Raw genomic sequence first — 19,773 nt, forward strand, 5'->3', positions numbered from 1 at the left:
AGGCAGGTGACGCATGGTCAGCGAAGCGCAACTGGTCGAGTACCTGCGCCGGGTGACGACCGAGCTGCACGACGCCCGGACCCGGCTCCAGGAGCTGGAACAGGGCCGGCACGAGCCGGTGGCGGTCGTCGGCATGGCGTGCCGCTTCCCCGGCGGGGTGCGCTCGCCGGAGGAGCTGCGGCGCTTCGTCCGCTCCGGCGGCGACGCGATCGGCGACTTCCCGACCGACCGCGGCTGGCAGCTGGAGGGCCTCTACCACCCGGACCCGGCCCATTTCGGGACCAGTTACGTCTCGCAGGGCGGCTTCCTGCACGACGTCGACCGTTTCGACGCGGGCTTCTTCGGCGTCAGCCCGCGTGAGGCGCTGGCGATGGACCCGCAGCAGCGGGTCGTCCTGGAGCTGGCGTGGGAGGCGCTGGAACACGCCGGGATCGTGCCGGCCACGCTGCGCGGCGCCCGTACCGGGGTGTACGTGGGCGTGTCGAGCGAGGACTACGTCTCGGGCCTGCCGCGGATCCCCGAGGGCTTCGAGGGCTTCGCGACGACGGGCAGCCTGACGAGCGTGATCTCCGGGCGCGTCGCCTACACCTTCGGTTTCGAGGGCCCGGCGGTGACGGTGGACACCGCGTGCTCGTCGTCGATGGTGGCGATCCACCTGGCCGGTCAGGCGCTGCGCCAGGGTGAGTGCTCGCTGGCGCTGGCGGGCGGGGTGACCGTGCTGTCGACGCCGCTGATGTTCACCGAATTCTGCCGCCAGCGGGCGCTGTCGCCGGACGCCCGCTGCAAGCCCTTCGCCGCCGCGGCGGACGGCACCGGCTTCTCGGAGGGCTCGGGCCTGCTCGTGCTGGAGCGGCTGTCGGACGCGCGCCGCAACGGGCACGAGGTGCTGGCGCTGCTGCGCGGCTCGGCGGTGAACCAGGACGGCGCGAGCAACGGTCTCACCGCCCCGAACGGCCTGGCGCAGGAGGACGTGATCCGGCGGGCGCTGGAGAGCGCGGGACTGTCGGGCGCGGACGTCGACATGGTCGAGGCGCACGGCACGGGCACGAGGCTCGGCGACCCGATCGAGGCCGAGGCGCTCATCGCCACCTACGGCGCGGACCGGCCCGAGCGGCGCCCGCTGTGGCTGGGCTCGATCAAGTCCAACATCGGCCACACGCACGCCTCCGCGGGTGTCGCGGGCACGATCAACACCGTCATGGCGCTGCGCGACGGCGCCCTCGCGCCGACCCTGCACCTCGACGAGCCGACCGACCACGTCGACTGGAGCGGCGGCACGGTCCGGCTGCTGACCGGACCGCGGGAGTGGCCCGACACCGGGCGGCCGCGCAGGGCCGCCGTGTCGGCGTTCGGCGTGTCCGGCACCAACGCGCACATCGTCCTCGAACAGGCCCCGGACGCCGCCCCCGAGCCGGACGGCGGGGCGGAGCCCGCCGTGGTCCCCTGGCCGGTCTCGGGCCGGACGGAGGCGGCGCTGCGGGCGCAGGCCGCGCGGCTGCGGGAATTCCTGGCCGAGGACGGCGCGGCGGGCGGCGCCGCCGATGTCGGGTGGTCGCTCGCGACGCGCCGCACGGCGTTCGAGCACCGGGCGGTCGTCGTGGGCGGCGACCGCGCGGCCCTGCTCGCGGGCCTGGACGCGCTCGCGGCGGGCGCCCCCGACCCGGCGGTCGTCCGCGGTACGGCGGGCGGGACGGGCCCCGGCCCCGTGCTGGTCTTCCCCGGCCAGGGCTCGCAGTGGCTCGGCATGGGCGTCGAACTCCTCGCCTCCTCCCCGGTGTTCGCCGCCCGCGTCGCCGAGTGCGAGCAGGCCCTCTCCCCGTACGTCGACTGGTCGCTGACCGGCGTGCTGCGCGGGGAGGGCGACGCGGCGGACCTGTCGCGGGTGGACGTGGTGCAGCCCGTGCTGTGGGCGGTGATGGTGTCGCTCGCGGCGGTCTGGGCGGAGTACGGCGTGGTGCCGGCCACCGTGGTGGGCCACTCGCAGGGCGAGATCGCGGCAGCCTGCGTCGCGGGCGCGCTGACCCTCCAGGACGGCGCCCGGGTGGTGGCGCTGCGCGCGCGGGCGCTGCGGTCGCTGGCCGGGCAGGGCGCGATGGCCGCGCTCGGCTGCGGGGCGCCCGAAGCGGCGAAGCTGGCCGCCGAGCACGCGCCGCAGGTGGCGGTCGCGGCGGAGAACGGCCCGTCGTCCACGGTCGTGTCGGGGCCGCCCGGGCAGGTCGCGGACCTGGTGGCGGCGGCTGCCGCGGCGGGCCTGCGGGCGCGGGCGATCGACGTCGACTACGCCTCGCACGGGCCGCAGGTGGACGGCATCGCGGAGGAGCTGGCGGGCGCCCTGGCCGGGGTGACCGGCGCCGCCTGCGACGTCGCCTTCTACTCGACGGTCACCGCGTCGCGTACGGACGGCTCCCGACTCGACGCGGGCTACTGGTTCACCAACCTGCGGCAGCCGGTGCGTCTCGCGGACACCGTGCAGGCGCTGCTCGCGGACGGCTACCGGGTCTTCGTCGAGGCCAGCCCGCACCCCGTGCTGCTGCCCGGCCTCCAGGAGTGCTTCGAGGCGGCGGGCGTGCCCGCCGTCGCGACGGGCACGCTGCGCCGCGACGAGGGCGGGCCCGAGCGGCTGTGCCGGGCGCTGGCCGAGGCGCACACCGCGGGCGTCGGCGTCGACTGGGCGCCCTGGTTCACGGCCGCCGGGCGGACCCCGCGCGCGGTGCCGCTGCCGGCGTACGCCTTCCAGCGCGAGCGCTACTGGCTGCCCTCGGCCGCGCCCGCCACCGCGGGGGGCGGCGCGGCCGGGGGCGTGGGCGGGCACGCGCTGCTGCCGGTGTCCCTGCACACCGCGGACGGCGGGCTGCTGCTCGCGGGACGGCTCGCGCCCGCCGCGCACGCCGGGTGGCTCGCGGAGCACGTGGTCGCGGGGCTGCCACTGGTGCCGGGCGCGGTGCTGGTGGAGTGGCTGCTGCGGGCCGCCGACGAGGCGGGCTGCGGCGGCGTCGAGGAGCTGGCGCTCCAGGTGCCGGTGGCGCTGCCGGAGACAGGCGGGCTGCTGGTGCAGGTGCTGGTCGACGGCGCGGGCGACGACGGGCGCCGGGCCGTACGCGTCTGCTCGCGGCCGGACGGCGAGGAGCCCGGCGGGGCCTGGACCTGCCACGTGACGGGCACGCTGGCGCCCGCGGAGCCCGGACCCGTACCGCGGGGCCTGGACGGCGCATGGCCCCCGCCGGACGCCGAACCGGTCCCTGTCGAGGACTTCTACGAGCGTGCCGCGGCCGCCGGTTACGGCTACGGGGAAACCTTCCGCGGGCTGCGGGCGGTGTGGCGCGACGGGGCGGACACGCTCGCGGAGGTGGCACTGCCGGAGAGCGCGGCCGAGCAGGCAGGCGGCTTCGGCGTCCACCCCGCGCTGCTGGACGCGGCGATGCAACCGGTGCTCCTCGGCTCCTCCCCGGCGGACGGCACGGTGCTGCTGCCCTTCGCGTGGAGCGGCGTGCGGCTGTGGGCGGACGGCGCGACGCGCGTACGGGTGCGGCTGTCCCCGCGACCGGAGGGACTGCGGGTACTGATCGCCGACGCCACCGGTGCGCCCGTCCTGAGCGCGGACGCGGTCGCCCTGCGCGAGACCGCCGCCGGGCACCTGCGCGCCGCGAGCCGCACACCGGGCACGGACGGGCTGCTCGCCGTACGGTGGGCGCCGCTGCCCGCCACCGCGCCCCCCGCCCCCCTGCGGCTCGCGGTACTGGGCGACACCCTCCCCGCCCTGCCCGGAGCCGACCGCCACGCCGACCTCGCCGACCTGGCCCGCGCGATCAGCTCGGGAGCGGCGACCCCGGACATCGTCCTTGCCGGGGTGGACACGGGGGCCGAACGGCCCGCCGGTTCCACCGCGCAGGCGGAGGCGACGGGCCCGGCAGGAGCCGCGGGGGCCGATCAGCCCGCCGGTTCCGCGGCGCACGCCGAGGCGACGGGCCCGGCAGGAGCCATCGGGTGCCACGCCGAACCCGCCACGCGCGCCCGGGCGACGGGCTCGGGAGAGGCCGCGCCCGAGGCGCCCTCGGGAACCGAAACGGAATCGGCGGAAGCCGACCCTCACACCGATCCGGCCGAGGTGCCCGCGGAAGCCGGGCGACACGCCGGGACTGCCGCGACCGAGGTGTCCTCCGGAGCTGAACGCGCCGCCGAGCCCGGCGCCTTGCTCCGGACAACGGACTCGGCAGAGGCCGACCCTCACGTCGATGCCGAGGTGCCAGGGGAAGCCGGGGGACACGCCGGGCCCGGCGCTTTGGCGGCGGCCCGGGGGGCGGCCGTCCCCGACGTCGTCCGTGCCGGGGTGGAAGAGAACGGCGCCTTCGACGCCGGGCGGGGGCTGGCGGCCGCCTGTGACGCGCTGGCGCTCGCTCAGGAGTGGCTCGCGGGTGAGGCGTTCGAGGGGATTCGGCTGGGGTGGGTGACGCGGTCCGCCGTCGCGGCGGAGGGCGGGGGCGAGCCGGTGGACCCGGCGGCAGCCGCCGTGTGGGGGCTCGTGCGCAGTGCGCAGTCGGAGCACCCGGGCCGCTTCCTGCTCGTCGACCTCCCGGGGGCGGAATCCGGTGCCCCGCTGCCGGACGCGCTGGCCGCCGCGGTGCGGGAGGGTGAGCCGCAGATCGCCGTACGGGCCGGGCGCGTCCTCGTACCGCGACTCGAACCGGCGGGCGCAGAAGCCGAGTTGGCGGCGCCCGACGGTGTGTCCGGGTGGCGGGTGGTGGCGGGGCGGACCGGGCCGGACGACGTGGCGGCGGCGCCGAGCCCGCGCGCGTCTGCGCCGCTCGCGACCGGGCAGGTGCGGATCGCCGTACGGGCCGCGGGCCTCAACTTCCGCGATGCGCTGATCGCCCTGGGGATGTACCCGGACCCCGCGGCGGCGCTCGGCATCGAGGGCGCGGGCGTGGTGCGGGAGGTCGCCCCGGACGTGACGTCGGTGGCGCCCGGCGACCGGGTGATGGGCCTGTTCGACGACGCCTTCGGCCCGGTCGCGGTCGCGGACGCACGGATGCTCGCGCCCGTCCCCGCCGGATGGGACTTCCGCGACGCGGCCGCGAGCCCGGTGGCGTATCTCACCGCGTGGTACGGCCTGGTGGAGCTGGCCGGGCTCGGCGCGGGCGAGCGGGTGCTGATCCACAGCGCGACCGGCGGCGTCGGCACGGCCGCCGTCCGTATCGCCCGGCACCTGGGCGCGGAGGTCTTCGCGACGGCGAGCCCCGGCAAGCACGGGGTGCTCGACGCGATGGGGATCGACGCGGCGCACCGGGCGTCGTCGCGGGACGCGGCCTTCGAGGAGGCCTTCGGCTCCGCGACCGGCGGGCGGGGCGTGGACGTCGTCCTCAACAGCCTCGCGGGCGAGCTGACCGACGCGTCGCTGCGGCTGCTCTCGCCCGGCGGGCGGCTGGTCGAGATGGGCAAGACGGATGTGCGCGACCCGGAGCTGGTCGCGCTGGAGCACAGCGTGGAATACCGCGCCTTCGACCTCGTCGCGGACGCGGGGCCGGAGCGCGTCGCGGCGATGCTGGACGTCCTGGGCGGGCTGTTCGCGTCCGGCACGCTCGCCCCGCCGCCCGTCACCGCGCGGCGGCTCGGCCGGATCCGGGAGGCGCTGCGCGAGCTGACCGAGGCCCGGCACACCGGCAAGCTCGTCCTGGACGTGCCGCCCCCGCTCGACCCGGACGGCACGGTGCTGGTCACCGGCGGCACCGGCACGCTGGGCGGCCTGGTGGCCGAGCACCTGGTGCGGGCCCACGGCGTACGGCATCTGCTGCTGCTCGGCAGGTCCGGGCCCGCGGCCCCCGGCGCGGGCGGGCCGGCGGACCGGCTGACCGCGCTCGGCGCCCGGGTCGAGGTGGCCGCGGCGGACGCGGGCGACGCTGCGGCGCTGCGGAAGGCCCTGGCGGGCATCGACCCGGCGCACCCGCTCACCGGCGTGGTGCACGCCGCGGGCGTCGTCTCCGACGCGATGCTGGCCTCGCAGGACGGCGCGCGGCTCGCCGAGGTGTGGGCCGCGAAGGCCGCGGGCGCGGCGCATCTGCACGCGCTGACGGAGGGGATTCCGCTCGGCATGTTCGTCCTCTTCTCCTCCTTCGCCTCCGTGCTCGGCACCCCCGGGCAGGCCAACTACTCGGCGGCCAACGCCTTCTGCGACGCCCTCGCCGAGCGGCGGCAGGCCGCGGGCCTGCCCGCGGTGTCCGTCGGGTGGGGCCTGTGGGCCGCCGCGAGCGGGCTCACCGGGCGGCTCACCGCCTCCGACGTGGCACGCATCGCCCGGCAGGGCATCGCGCCGAACAGCGCCGAGCAGGGCTTCGCCCTCTTCGACGCCGCCCTCGGGCAGGGCGGGCCCGCGCTGCTCGCCCTCGGCCTGGACACCGCCGCGCTCGCCGCCCAGCCCGGCGCCGCGCTGCCACCGCCGCTGCGCGCGCTCGCGGCCGCCGCGCGGGCCGGTGCGCGCACCGGCACCCCGGCGGCCCGCCCCGCCGCGGCGGCCGGGCAGGGGCCGGTGGACTGGCCCGCGCGGCTGGCCGGGCTCGCCGCGGGCGAGCAGCGGCGGCTGCTCACCGACCTGGTGCGGCAGCACGCGGCCACGGTGCTGGGGCATTCCGACCCGGCGGCGGTGCCCGCGGAAGCGGCGTTCAAGGAGCTGGGCTTCGACTCGCTCACCGCCGTCGAGCTGCGCAACCGCGTCACCGCTGCGACCGGTGCGCGGCTGCCCGCGACCGTCGTCTTCGACCACCCGGCCGCCGAGGCGCTCGCCGAGCACCTGCGCACCCTCCTCGCGCCGGACGGCGCGCGGGACGCCGGGCCGCGGGACGCGTACGGGCCCGCGCTCGGCAGCCTCGCCGACCTCGAAAAGGCGCTGGAGGCGGTGGCGGACGCGGATCCGGCGGGCGGCGGTCCCGACAAGGTCACCCGGCGGCTGGAGGCGCTGCTCGCCCGGTGGACGGCCGCGCACCCGGCGGCCGCGAGCGGCGCCGGGCCGAACGGCGCGCGGGCGGCGGAGCGGCTGCACGACGCGACGGCCGACCAGGTCTTCGACTTCATCGACAAGGAACTCGGACTGTCATGAGCCCGGTCCCCCCGCCGCCCGGTACGGGCGCCGCTCCCCCGCCCCTCGGCGGCGGGCACGGCGCCCCCGCGTACGGCCTGCGCGCCCGGCAGCACGCCGGGCGGCCCCGAACCGAAACGCACGGCGCCCCGCGTACGCCCTCGGAACCCCCTGGCAATCCCCGGCAACCCCGCCAACTCCCGGCATCGGAAGGTGCGGTGACACGACGTGACCACTGAGGCCACGCACGAGCGGCTGGTCGACTACCTCAAGCGGGTCGCCGCCGATCTGCACGACACCCGGGCACGGCTGCGCGAGGTGGAGGACGCCCGGCACGAGCCGGTCGCCGTCGTCGCCATGGCCTGCCGCTACCCCGGCGGGGTCGAGTCGCCCGAGGACCTGTGGGAGCTGGTGGCGTCCGGCCGGCACGCGATGACCGCCTTCCCCGCAGACCGCGGCTGGGACCTGGACCGGCTCTTCCACCCCGACCCCGCCCACCCCGGCACCAGTTACGCCCGCGAGGGCGGCTTCCTGCACGGCGCGGCGCTGTTCGACCCGGAGTTCTTCGGCATCAGCCCGCGCGAGGCCGCGGCGATCGACCCGCAGCAGCGGCTGCTGCTGGAGGTCGCCTGGGAGGCGCTGGAGCGGGCGGGCATTCCCGCGGTGTCGCTGCGAGGCGCGCCCGTCGGGGTGTACGCGGGCACGGCCCTGCCCGGCTTCGGCACCCCGCACGTCGACCCGGCCGCCGAGGGCCACCTCGTCACCGGCAACGCGCCGAGCGTGCTGTCCGGCCGGATCGCGTACACCCTCGGCCTGGAGGGGCCTGCCGTCACCGTCGACACCGCGTGCTCGTCGTCGCTGGTGGCGCTGCACCTGGCGGCGCAGGCGCTGCGCGGCGGGGAGTGCGACCTCGCCCTCGCGGGCGGCGTGACGGTGATGACGACGCCGTACGTCTTCACCGAGTTCGCGCGGCAGCGCGGCCTGGCCGCCGACAGCCGCTGCAAGGCGTTCGCCGAGGGCGCCGACGGCACGGCCTTCGCCGAGGGCGCCGGACTGCTCGTCCTGGAGCGGCTGTCGGACGCACGGCGCCAGGGCCACCCCGTGCTGGCGGTGCTGCGCGGCTCCGCGGTCAACCAGGACGGCGCGAGCAACGGCCTCACCGCCCCCAACGGCCTCGCGCAGCAGCGGGTGATCCGGCAGGCGCTGGACAACGCCCGCCTGACCCCCGCCGACGTCGACGCCGTCGAGGCCCACGGCACCGGCACGGCGCTGGGCGACCCCATCGAGGCGCAGGCGCTGCTGGCGGCGTACGGCCAGGACCGGCCCGCGGACCGGCCGCTGCGGCTGGGCGCGATCAAGCCGAACATCGGCCACACGCAGGGCGCGGCGGGCGTCGCGGGCGTCATCAAGATGGTCATGGCGATGCGGCACGCCACCCTGCCCGCCCTCCTCCACGCCGACCGCCCCACCCCGGTCGTCGACTGGACCGCGGGTGCGGTGCGCCTGCTGGCCGATCCCCTCCCCTGGCCCGCGGGCGACCGCCGCCGCAGGGCCGGGGTGTCGTCCTTCGGCATCAGCGGCACGAACGCGCACCTGATCGTCGAGGACGTACCCGAGGAGCCGGCCGACGGGGCGGCGGGCGCGAAGGCCGACGGGGGTGACGCGGCCGGAGCGCACGACAGCCACGGCGGCACGACGGCGGGCGCGGGCGCCCACAACCGCGACACCGCCGGGGCGCACGGCAGCGGCGGTCACGCCACGGCCGGTGCCGTCGCCGCGGGAGCCGCCAGGCCGGCCGCCGGTGACGGACACGGCGGCTCGGTGTCAGCCGCCGACGCCGTTCACGACGGCACCGCGCGGGCCGCGGACATCGGCGCCGTCCTCCCGTGGGTGGTCTCCGCGCGGAGCGCGGGGAGCCTGCGGGCGCAGGCCGCGGCGCTCGGGGAGTACGTCGCGGCGCGTCCGGACGTGCCGGTCGCCGCGGTCGGGCGGGCGCTGGCCGTCGGCCGCTCACCGCTGGAGCACCGCGCGGTCGTGCTGGGCGCGGACCGCGCGGAGCTGGCGGCGCGGCTCGCGGATCTCGCCGAGGGGCGGGCGCACCCCGGCGTGTGCGTGCCGGGGAGCGCGGTCCGCCGGGCGGGCAGCGCCTTCCTCTTCACCGGCCAGGGCAGCCAGCGCCCCGGCATGGGACGTGAACTGCACGCCGCCTACCCGGTGTTCGCCGCGGCCTTCGACGAGGCCTGCGCCGTACTGGACCCGCTGCTCGGGCGGTCGCTGCGGGAGCTTGTCCTCGCGCCGCCCGGGGGTGCGGGGGCCGGGGAGCTGGACCGTACGGAATTCACGCAGGCCGCGCTGTTCGCGGTCGAGGTGGCGCTGCACCGGCTGGTGGAGTCCTTCGGGGTGGTGCCCGGATACGTCGTGGGCCACTCGGTGGGCGGGCTGGTGGCCGCGCACGTCGCGGGGGTGCTGTCGCTGCCGGACGCGGCGCGGCTGGTCGCCGCCCGGGGGCGGCTGATGCAGGCGCTGCCCGCGGGCGGCGCGATGGTGGCGGTGGAGGCCGCCGAGGAGGACGTCGCGGCGCTGCTGGCCGGGCGCGAGGACCAGGTGTCGCTGGCGGCCGTCAACGGGCCCCGCGCGGTGGTGGTCTCCGGCGACGAGGAGGCGGTCGCGGACATCGCCGAGACAATGCGCGGGCGCGGGGTGCGCACCCGGCGGCTGCGCGTCGGCCACGCCTTCCACTCGCCCCGCATCGAGCCCGTGCTCGACGAATTCCGGGCGGTCGCGGCCACGTTGACCTACGCGCCGCCGCGCATCGCCGTCGTCTCCGACGTCACGGGCGCCCTCGCGGACGCCACGCAGCTGGGCGACCCGGAATACTGGGTGCGGCACGCACGGCAGCCGGTGCGCTTCCGGGACGCGGTCGCGGCGCTGCGCGCGGAGGGCGTGTCGCGCTTCCTGGAGCTGGGCCCCGACCCCGTACTGAGCGCCATGGCCCGCGGCTGCCTCGCGGCGGAGGAGCCGCCCGGCGAGCCCGCCGTCCTGGCCGGTGCGCTCCGGGAGGGCCGCGACGAGCCGCGCACGCTGCTCACCGCGCTGGCCCGGCTGCACGCGGACGGCGAGGCCGTGGACTTCTCCGCCGCCTTCCCGGCCGGGAGCGCCACCGCCTTCCCGGCCGGGGCCGCGGCCGCCGACCTGCCCACCTACCGCTTCGACCGCCGCCGCTACTGGCCGGCCGCCGCGGGCCGGGAGGCCGACGTGCGGTCGGCGGGGCTGGAATGCAGCGGCCACCCGCTGCTCGGCGCGGTCGTCGAACCGGCGGGCGGCGGGCTGCTGCTGACCGGACGGCTCGCGCTGCGCGACCGGCCCTGGCTCGCCGACCACGCGATCGTCGGCCATGTGCCGCTGCCGGGCACGCTCTTCGTCGAACTCGCCCTGCACGCGGGCGCCCTGGCCGACTGCCCGGAGGTCGAGGACCTGACGCTGGAGGCGCCGCTGCTGATGCCCGCGACCGGCGGCGTGGAGGTGCAGGTGGCCGTCGCCGCCGGGGACGCCTCCGGGCGGCGCGCGCTGACCGTCCACTCCCGGCCCGCCGGGGAGGACGTCCCCGACGACGGCGGGCCGGACGCCCCCCGCCCCTGGCGGCAGCACGCGACGGCCACCCTCGCCCCGGCGGGCGGCGCGCCGCCCGCCGCCGACTGGCCGCAGGAGTGGCCGCCGCCGGGCGCTCGCGCCCTCGATGTCGCCGCGCTGTACGAGCGGCTGGCGGGCGACGGCTACCGCTACGGTCCGGCCTTCACCGGGCTGCGCGCGGCCTGGCGGGCGGGGGACGAGATCTTCGCGGAGATCGCGCTCGGCGAGGGGCAGCGCGCGGAAGGCGCGGGCTACGCGCTGCACCCGGCGCTGCTGGACGCCGTCCTGCACCCGATCGGCGACCTCTTCACCGCCGCGCACCAGGCGGGCGGCGCGCCCGGCACCGTCCGGCTCCCCTTCGCCTTCGACGGCGTACGGCTGACCACCCGCGGCCGCTCCCGCCTCCTGGCCCGCATCACCCCGACCGGCCCCGACACCGTGACCCTGCGGATGCGCGACGAGACCGGCGCGGAGGTCGCCGCCGTCGACACCCTGACGCTCCGCACGGTCACCGCCGACCGCTGGCGCGCCGCGACGGGAGCCGCGGACCGCTCCCTCCACCTGCTGGAGTGGGAGCCCCTGCCGCTCCCCGCGGACGAGCACCGTCCGGCGGAGCGCTGGGCGCTGATCACGACGGGCGCGGCGGAGGCGCTTCCCGCCGCGGACGGCGCCGTCCCGCACCCGGCGGGTGCGGACTCCGTCGCGACCCCGGTCGGTACGGACCCGGCGGACACGCCCGCCAACCCCGACGACCCGCACGGTACGGACCCGGCCCACACGCCCGCCGACCCGGGCGACCCGCACGGTACGGACCCGGCGGACACCACCGCGTACGAAAGTCCCCTCGACGCCAGCAACCCGGGCCACGCGAGCCCGCACGACACCGCCCGCACTCTCGCCGAAACGGACCCGGTGGACACCGCCCCGCACGACGTCCCCCTCAGCGCCGCCAACCCGCACCACGCGGGCCCGACCGGCGCGGTCGGCAGCTCGCGCGACAGCCTGCCCGGCACCGACCCCGCCGCCCTGCTCGCGGGCGCCCCGCCCGCCCGGCACCGCGGGCTCGGCGCGCTGCGGGACGCCCTCGCCGCCGGGGAGGCGGCTCCCGGCGTGGTCGTGCTGGCCGTCGCCGGCGGGCCTGGCGGGGAGGCGCCCGCGCGGGCGCGGGGGGCCGTGCTCGGCGTGCTCGGGCCGCTCCAGGAGTGGCTGGCGGACGAGGTGTTCGCCGGCACCCGGCTGCTCGTCCTCACGTCGGGCGCGGTCAGCGCGGGGCCGCAGGACGCGGCGGCGGATCCGGCGGGGGCCGCGGTCTGGGGGCTGGTGCGGGCCGCGCAGGCCGAGCACCCCGGGCGGATCGTCCTCGCGGACGTGGACGCGGCAGGCACGGAGGTCGCCTGGGACGCGCTCAGGGTCGCCGCGACCGGCGACGAGACCCAACTCGCCCTGCGTGGCGACCGGTTGCTCGTCCCGCGGCTGGTCGTCGCGCCGCCCGGCGCGGACACCGCGCCCGCCGCGCCCGACCCCGACGGCACCGTCCTGATCACCGGCGGGACCGGCGCGCTCGGGCGGCTGATCGCGCGGCATCTGGTCGAGGCGCACGGCGTCCGGCATCTGCTGCTGGCCGGCCGGAGCGGGCCGGACGCCGAGGGCATCGCCGACTTCGCGGCCGGACTCCCCGCCGACGTGGCGGTCGAGCGGTGCGACGTCACCGACCCGGCGGCGCTGGCCGCGCTGCTCGCGAACGTACCGGCCGCGCACCCGCTCACCGCGGTGGTGCATGCCGCGGGCGTCCTGGACGACGGGGTGGCGGGCGCGCTGACGCCCGCGCAGCTCGACGCCGTCATGGCCCCCAAGGCGGACGCCGCCTGGCACCTCCACCGGCTCACCCGCGACGCGGACCTCGCCGCCTTCGTCCTCTTCTCCTCCGCCGCGTCGGTCCTGGGCAGCCCGGGGCAGGGCAACTACGGCGCCGCGAACGCCTTCCTCAACGCGCTCGCCGAGGGCATCCGCGCCGAAGGCGGCACCGCGACCGCCCTGGCCTGGGGTCTGTGGGGCGACGGGGCGGGCATGACCGGGCACCTGGGCACCGCGGACCTCGCCCGGATGGCCCGCTCCGGCACCGCCGCGATGTCGCGGGAGCAGGGCCTCGCCCTCTTCGACGCCGCCCTCGGGCAGCCGCACCCCGTGCTCGTCCCGGCCCGCTTCGACCTCGCGGTGCTGCGCGGCCAGGCCGCCGCGGGCCCGCTGCCGCCGCTGCTGCGCCGCCTCGTCCGCTCCCCCGCGCCCGCCGCCTCCGCCGGTGCGGCGGCCACCGCTCCCGCGCAGCGGCTGGCGGGGCTGCCCGCGGCGGAACGCGAACGGATCCTGACCGAGCTGGTCAGGGACCAGGTCGCCACCGTCCTGGCCCACCCCGACCCCGGGTCCGTCGAGTTGGGCCGGACCTTCCAGCACCTCGGCCTGGACTCGCTGACCGCGCTTGAGCTGCGCAACGCGGTGACCGCCGCGACCGGCGTCCGGCTGCCCGCCACCGCCGTCTTCGACTACCCGACGCCCGAGGCCCTGGTACGCCACCTGCTCGCCCAGCTCCCCGGCACGGACACGGCCGCCCCCGCGATCCCCGCCGCCCCCGCTGTCCGCGCCGACGCCGACGCCGATCCCGTCGTGATCGTGGGCATGGCCTGCCACTACCCCGGCGACGTCCACTCCCCCGACGCCCTGTGGCAGTTGGTCGCCGACGGCGTGGACGCGGCGGGCCCCTTCCCGACCGACCGCGGCTGGGATCTCGCGGGGCTGTACGACCCGGATCCCGAGCAGCCGGGCCGCAGTTACACCCGTGAGGGCGGCTTCCTGCGCGAAGCCGCGCTGTTCGACGCGGAGTTCTTCGGCATCAGCCCGCGCGAGGCGCTCGCCACCGACCCGCAGCAGCGGCTGCTGCTGGAGACGGCGTGGCAGGCCTTCGAGCACGCCCGCATCGACCCGGTCACGCTGCGTGGCAGCCGCACCGCGGTGGTCACCGGCATCATGTACGACGACTACGGCGCGCGCTTCCTCGGCCGCATCCCGGCGGGCTACGAGGGCCAGATCATGACCGGCAGCACGCCGAGCGTGGCCTCCGGCCGGCTCGCCTACACGTTCGGTCTGGAGGGGCCGACCCTCACCGTCGACACGGCGTGCTCGTCCTCGCTGGTGGCGATGCACCTGGCCGCGCAGGCGCTGCGGTCGGGCGAGTGCGACCTCGCCCTCGCGGGCGGCGCGACGGTGATGGCCACGCCGAACACCTTCGTGGAATTCTCCCGGCAGCGCGGCCTCGCCCCCGACGGCCGCTGCAAGCCCTTCGCGGCCGCCGCGGACGGGACGGGGTGGGGCGAGGGCGCGGGCCTGCTGGTCCTGGAGCGGCTGTCGGACGCGTGGCGCCAGGGCCACCCCGTGCTGGCGGTGCTGCGCGGCTCGGCCGTCAACCAGGACGGCGCCAGCAACGGCCTGACCGCCCCCAACGGCCCTTCCCAGCAGCGGGTCATCCGGCAGGCGCTCGCCAACGCCGCGCTGTCCCCGGCGGACGTGGACGCCGTCGAGGCGCACGGCACGGGCACCAAGCTCGGCGACCCCATCGAGGCGGAGGCCCTGCACGCGACCTACGGGCAGGAGCGACCCGCGCAACGGCCGCTGCTACTGGGGTCCGTGAAGTCCAACATCGGCCACACGCAGGCCGCCGCGGGCGTGGCGGGCGTCATCAAGATGGTCATGGCGATGCGGCACGGGCGCCTGCCCGCGAGCCTGCACATCGACGAACCGACCCCGCACGTCGAATGGTCCGGCGGGGTCGAACTCCTCAGGGAGGCCGTCGACTGGCCCGACACCGGACGCCCCCGCCGCGCCGCCGTCTCCTCCTTCGGCATCTCCGGCACCAACGCGCACATCGTCCTCGAACAGGCGCCGGAGGAACCGGAGTTCGCGCCCGCCCCCACGGGCGAGGTCATCCCCTGGGTGCTGTCCGCCCGCACCCCCGAGGCGCTACGCGCCCAGGCCGCGAACCTCGCCGCCCGCTTCCCCGTGGACGACGTCGCGCGGGTGGGCCGGTCGCTGGCTACGACGCGCACGGCGTTCGACCACCGCGCGGTGATCGTCGCCGACGACCCGGACTCGCTGCTGGCGGGCCTGGAGAAGCTGGCGGCGGGCGAGCCGGACCCGGCGGTCGTCACGGGCACCGCGGTGCCGCTCGGCGCGGGTCCGGTGTTCGTCTTCCCGGGCCAGGGCTCGCAATGGCCCGGCATGGGCGTCGACCTGCTGGACGGCTCACCGGTCTTCGCCGCCCGTATCGCGGAATGCGAGCAGGCCCTCGCGCCCTACGTGGACTGGTCGTTGACCGAGGTGCTGCGCGGCACGTCCAGCGCCGACCGCGAGCGGGTGGACGTCATCCAGCCCGTCCTGTGGGCCATGATGGTCGCGCTGGCCGCAGAGTGGCAGGCCCACGGCATCACCCCCGCCGCCGTCATCGGCCACTCCCAAGGCGAGATCGCCGCAGCCACCGTCGCCGGAGCCCTCACCCTCGACGACGGCGCCCGCGTCGTCGCCCTCCGCTCCCAAGCACTCCGCGCCCTCTCCGGCAAGGGCGCCATGGCCTCGATCACCTTCGGCCCGCAGGAAGTACGCGACCTGCTCGACGAGTTGGGCACAGCAGCCGCGGACGTGGCGATCGCCGCCCACAACGGCCCCCGCTCCACCGTCGTTTCGGGTCCGCCCGACCAGGTCGCCGCCACCCTCGCGGCAGCAGACGAGCGCGGCGCGCGCACCCGCACGATCGATGTGGACTACGCCTCCCACGGCCCCCAGGTCGACCAACTCCACGACCACATCCTCACCACCCTCCACGGCATCACCCCCCAACCCGCCCACACACCCTTCTACTCCACCGTCACCACCCAACCCCACGACACCACCACCCTCACCCCCCACTACTGGTTCACCAACCTCCGCCAACCAGTCCACCTCACCCAAACACTCGCCACCCTCCTCACCCACAACCACCACCACTACATCGAAATCAGCCCCCACCCCGTCCTCACACCCGGCATCACCCACACCACCGACCAACACCCCCACCCCACCACCACCATCCCCACCCTCCACCGCAACCAAGGAACCCCACACCACCTCACCACCCAACTCGCCCACGCCCACACCACCGGACTCACCCCCACCTGGAACCACCCCACCCAAACCCCCACCACCGACCTCCCCACCTACCCCTTCCAACACCACCACTACTGGCTGGACATGGACGGCGGCCCGGGTGACCTGACGGCGGCCGGACTCGCGCCGGTGGGGCACCCGCAGCTGAGCGCGGCGGTCGAACTCGCGGACGGCGGAATGGTGTTGACGGGTGTGCTCCCGGCGGCGGGCGGCGGTGGCTGGCTGGACGACCACGCGGTGGCGGGCGTTCCCCTGGTGCCGGGCGCGGCTCTCGTGGAGTGGGCGCTGCGCGCCGCCGACGAAGCGGGCAGCGGCGCCGTCGACGAACTCGCCCTCCACACCCCCCTCCTGCTCCCCGCCACCGGCACCCTCCGCCTCCAGATCACCCTCGACGCCCCGGACGCCGAAGGACACCGCGCGATACGGGTCAACTCCCGCCCCTCCGGCGACGATTCGCCCTGGACCTGCCACGCGACCGGCCGGCTCGCCCCTGCGGCGACCGCGTCCCCCGACCCGGAGGAAGCCGGGGTATGGCCGCCGCCGGACGCCGAGCCGGTGGACACAGCGGACTTCTACGCCCGCGCCGAAGCGGCGGGTTACGGCTACGGACCGGCCTTCCAGGGTCTGGTGGCTGCCTGGCGGCAGGGCGGCGACCTGCTCGCGGAGGTCGTGCTGCCCGAACAGGCCCGCAGCGGCGCGGCCGGTTTCGGTATCCACCCGGCCCTCCTGGACGCCGCCCTGCACCCCCTCGCCCTGGACCGCGACGCCACCGACGGGCAGATCCTGCTGCCCTTCGCCTGGAGCGGCGTCACCCTGCACGCCACCGGCGCCACCCGCGTCCGCGTGCGGATGACGCCCCTGGAGCAGGGCCTGCGCCTCCTGGTGGCCGACGCGGCGGGAGCCGCGGTGCTGCGCGCGGAGTCGGTGACGGTACGGCCGACGAGCGCGCGGCAGTTGCGCGACACCCGGACCCGGCCGGTGGACGGGCTGTTCGCCGTCGCCTGGACACCGCTGCCCGAGCGGACCGGGCCGGCGCAGACGGGTGCGCCCGCGGACTGGGCGTGCCTCGGGGAGATGCCGCCCGCGCCCGAACTGCCCTGCCACGCCGACGTGTCCGCACTGCTCGCGGCCACCGGCCCGCTCCCGGCGACGGTGCTGGTCGCCGTCCCCCCGGTGGCGGACGGCCCCGAGCCCGCAACGGCCGCCCTGGAGGTGGTGACGGACGTCCTCGCGCTGGCCCAACAGTGGCTCGCCGAGCCGCGGTCGGCGGATTCGCTGCTGGTCGCCGTCACCCGCGGGGCGGTCGCGGCGGGAGGCACCGCGCCCGACCCGGCGTCGGCTGCCGTGTGGGGCCTGCTGCGCAGCACGCAGGCGGAGGAGCCGGGCCGCTTCGTGCTGTGCGACCTCGACGACGCGGCGGAACCCGCCGTGCTGCTCGACGCCGTCGCCCAGGCCGTGGCCCGCGAGGAGCCGCAGGTCGCCGTACGGGCCGGGCGCGTACTCGTACCGCGGCTGGAGCGGGCCGCGCCGCCGGAGCTGGCGCCGCCGCCGGGCGAGCGGGCCTGGCGGCTGGCCGCGGACGGCTCCGGCACGGTCGAGGGGGTGTCGGCGGTGCCCTGCCCCGAGGTGCTGGAGCCGCTGGCGCCCGGTCAGGTGCGGGTCGGCGTCCGCGCGGCGGGCGTCAACTTCCGCGACGTGCTGATCCTGCTGGGGATGTACCCGGACGAGGGCGTCTTCCGCGGCAGCGAGGGCGCGGGCATGGTGCTGGAGGTCGCGCCGGACGTGACGTCGGTGGCGCCCGGCGACCGGGTGTTCGGGCTGTTCGAGGGCGCCTTCGGCCCCGTCACGGTTGCCGACGCCCGCACCCTCGTGCCCGTACCGCCCGGCTGGACCGACGTCGAGGCGGCCGCGATCCCCGTCGCCTTCCTCACCGCCTGGTACGGCCTGGTCGACCTGGGCCGTCTGCGGGCGGGGGACACCGTGCTGATCCACGCGGCGACGGGCGGGGTGGGCACGGCCGCCGTGCAGATCGCCCGGCATCTGGGCGCGGAGGTCTACGCCACGGCAAGTCCCGCCAAACACGGGGTCCTTGAGGCCATGGGCATCGACGCGGCACACCGCGCGTCCTCCCGCGACCTGGATTTCGAAGCGGCCTTCCGGGAGGCCGCCGGGAGCGTGGACGTCGTCCTCAACTGCCTCGCCGGGGACTTCACCGACGCCTCGCTGCGGCTGCTCGGCGAGGGCGGGCGCTTCATCGAGATGGGCAAGACCGACATCCGCGACACCGACTACCTGACCGCCACCTACCCCGGTGTCGACTACCAGTTCTACGACCTGGTCCCCCGCGCGGGCCTCGACCACGTCCACCGCATGCTGACGACGCTCGCGGGCCTCTTCGCCGAGGGCGCCCTGGCACCGCCACCGGTCACGACCTGGCCGCTCGCCGACGCCCGCGACGCGCTGCGGCACATGAGCCAGGCCAAGCACACCGGCAAGCTCGTCCTCACCGTCCCCCCGGCCCTCAACCCGGACGGCACGGTCCTGATCACCGGCGGCACCGGCACCCTCGGCGCCCTCCTCGCCGAACACCTCGTCACCACCTGGAACATCACCCACCTCCACCTCGTCAGCCGCCGAGGCCCCCACGCACCCGGCGCCACCGAACTCACCCACCACCTCGAACAACTCGGCGCCACCGTGCACATCACCGCAACCGACGCCACCGACCCCCACGCCGTACGCGCACTCGTCGACGGCATCGACCCCGCCCACCCGCTCACCGGCGTCATCCACGCGGCGGGCGTCCTGGACGACGCGGTCCTGACCGCGCAGACCCCGGAGCGGCTCGCGCGGGTCTGGAACGCGAAAGCCACCGCGGCCGCCGTCCTCGACCGGGCCACCGCGCACCTCCCGCTGGCCCTCTTCCTCGTCTACTCCTCGGCCGCCGGCACCCTCGGCAGTCCCGGGCAGGCCAACTACGCGGCCGCCAACGCCTATTGCGACGCGCTCGCGGTCGGGCGGCACCGCGCCGGGCGACCGGCGGCCTCCCTCGCCTGGGGGCTGTGGGCCGCTGCGAGCGACATGACCCAGCAGCTCACCGGCACCGACCACGCCCGGATGAGCCGGTCCGGGACGACGCCGCTGTCGACGCAGAAGGCCCTCGGCCTCCTCGACGCCGCCGTCCGGCACACCGACCCCGCCCTCGTCGCGCTGGACCTCGACCCGCGCGCTCTCGGCCGCCTCCCGGCCGCCGAGGTGCCCGCCCTGCTCCGGGCGCTCGCGGCGGCGGGGGCCCCGGTGCGGAGGACCGCGGCCGCGGCCGAGTCCGCCGGGTGGGCGGCCCGGATGAGCCGGCTCCCCGCGGACGAGCGGCAGCGCGAGCTGGTGGCCCTGGTCCGTACGCACGCCGCGACGGTGCTCGGGCACAGCGATCCGGCGGCGGTCCGTACCGACAGCTCGTTCAAGGAGCTGGGCTTCGACTCGCTCACGGCCGTCGAGCTGCGCAACCGGCTCACGTCCGCGACGGGGCTGCGGCTGCCGGCCGCGCTCGTCTTCGACCACCCCGACGCGGAGGCCGCCGCCCGCTTCCTGGACGGCAGGCTCGCCCCGGACGGGCAGGCGGCGGCACCCGCCGACCCGCTGGCGCCCGTGCTCGGCGACCTCGCGCGGCTGGAGGCGACCCTCGGCGGCCGGGAGGTCGACGGGAAGGCCCGCGAGACGATCGCCGGCCGGCTGCACGCCCTGCTCTCCCGGCTGGAGGGCGGTACGTCCGGTGCGCCGGACATCGACGGGGAGGCCCTGGGCTCCGCGTCGGACGACGAGATGTTCGCGCTCATCGACCAGCAACTGGGCTCGTCCTGAGGGGATGCCGAACCGATGCCGACGAC

At 77.3% G+C, this 19,773-nt stretch carries 2 protein-coding genes; both read left to right on the top strand.

From position 1 onward, the window contains the following. The first annotated feature begins 13 nt into the window (after positions 1 to 13). Positions 14 to 7,087: a beta-ketoacyl synthase N-terminal-like domain-containing protein gene (locus ACH4SL_RS29700; protein ID WP_398451117.1), complete on the top strand. Its 7,074-nt coding sequence runs from the start codon at positions 14 to 16 to the stop codon at positions 7,085 to 7,087. A gap of 207 nt (positions 7,088 to 7,294) precedes the next feature. Further along, positions 7,295 to 19,747, top strand: coding sequence for an SDR family NAD(P)-dependent oxidoreductase (locus ACH4SL_RS29705; protein WP_398451119.1), 12,453 nt, complete (start codon positions 7,295 to 7,297; stop codon positions 19,745 to 19,747). Positions 19,748 to 19,773 lie beyond the last annotated feature (26 nt).

Origin of the sequence: Streptomyces sp. NPDC021020, assembly GCF_044333285.1 — a bacterium.
Taxonomy (GTDB): domain Bacteria; phylum Actinomycetota; class Actinomycetes; order Streptomycetales; family Streptomycetaceae; genus Actinacidiphila.

What these genes read in the sequence shown, in the direction of transcription:
- ACH4SL_RS29700 (WP_398451117.1), top strand. Translation starts at nt 14, where the DNA reads ATGGTCAGCGAAGCGCAACTGGTCGAGTACCTGCGCCGGGTGACGACC.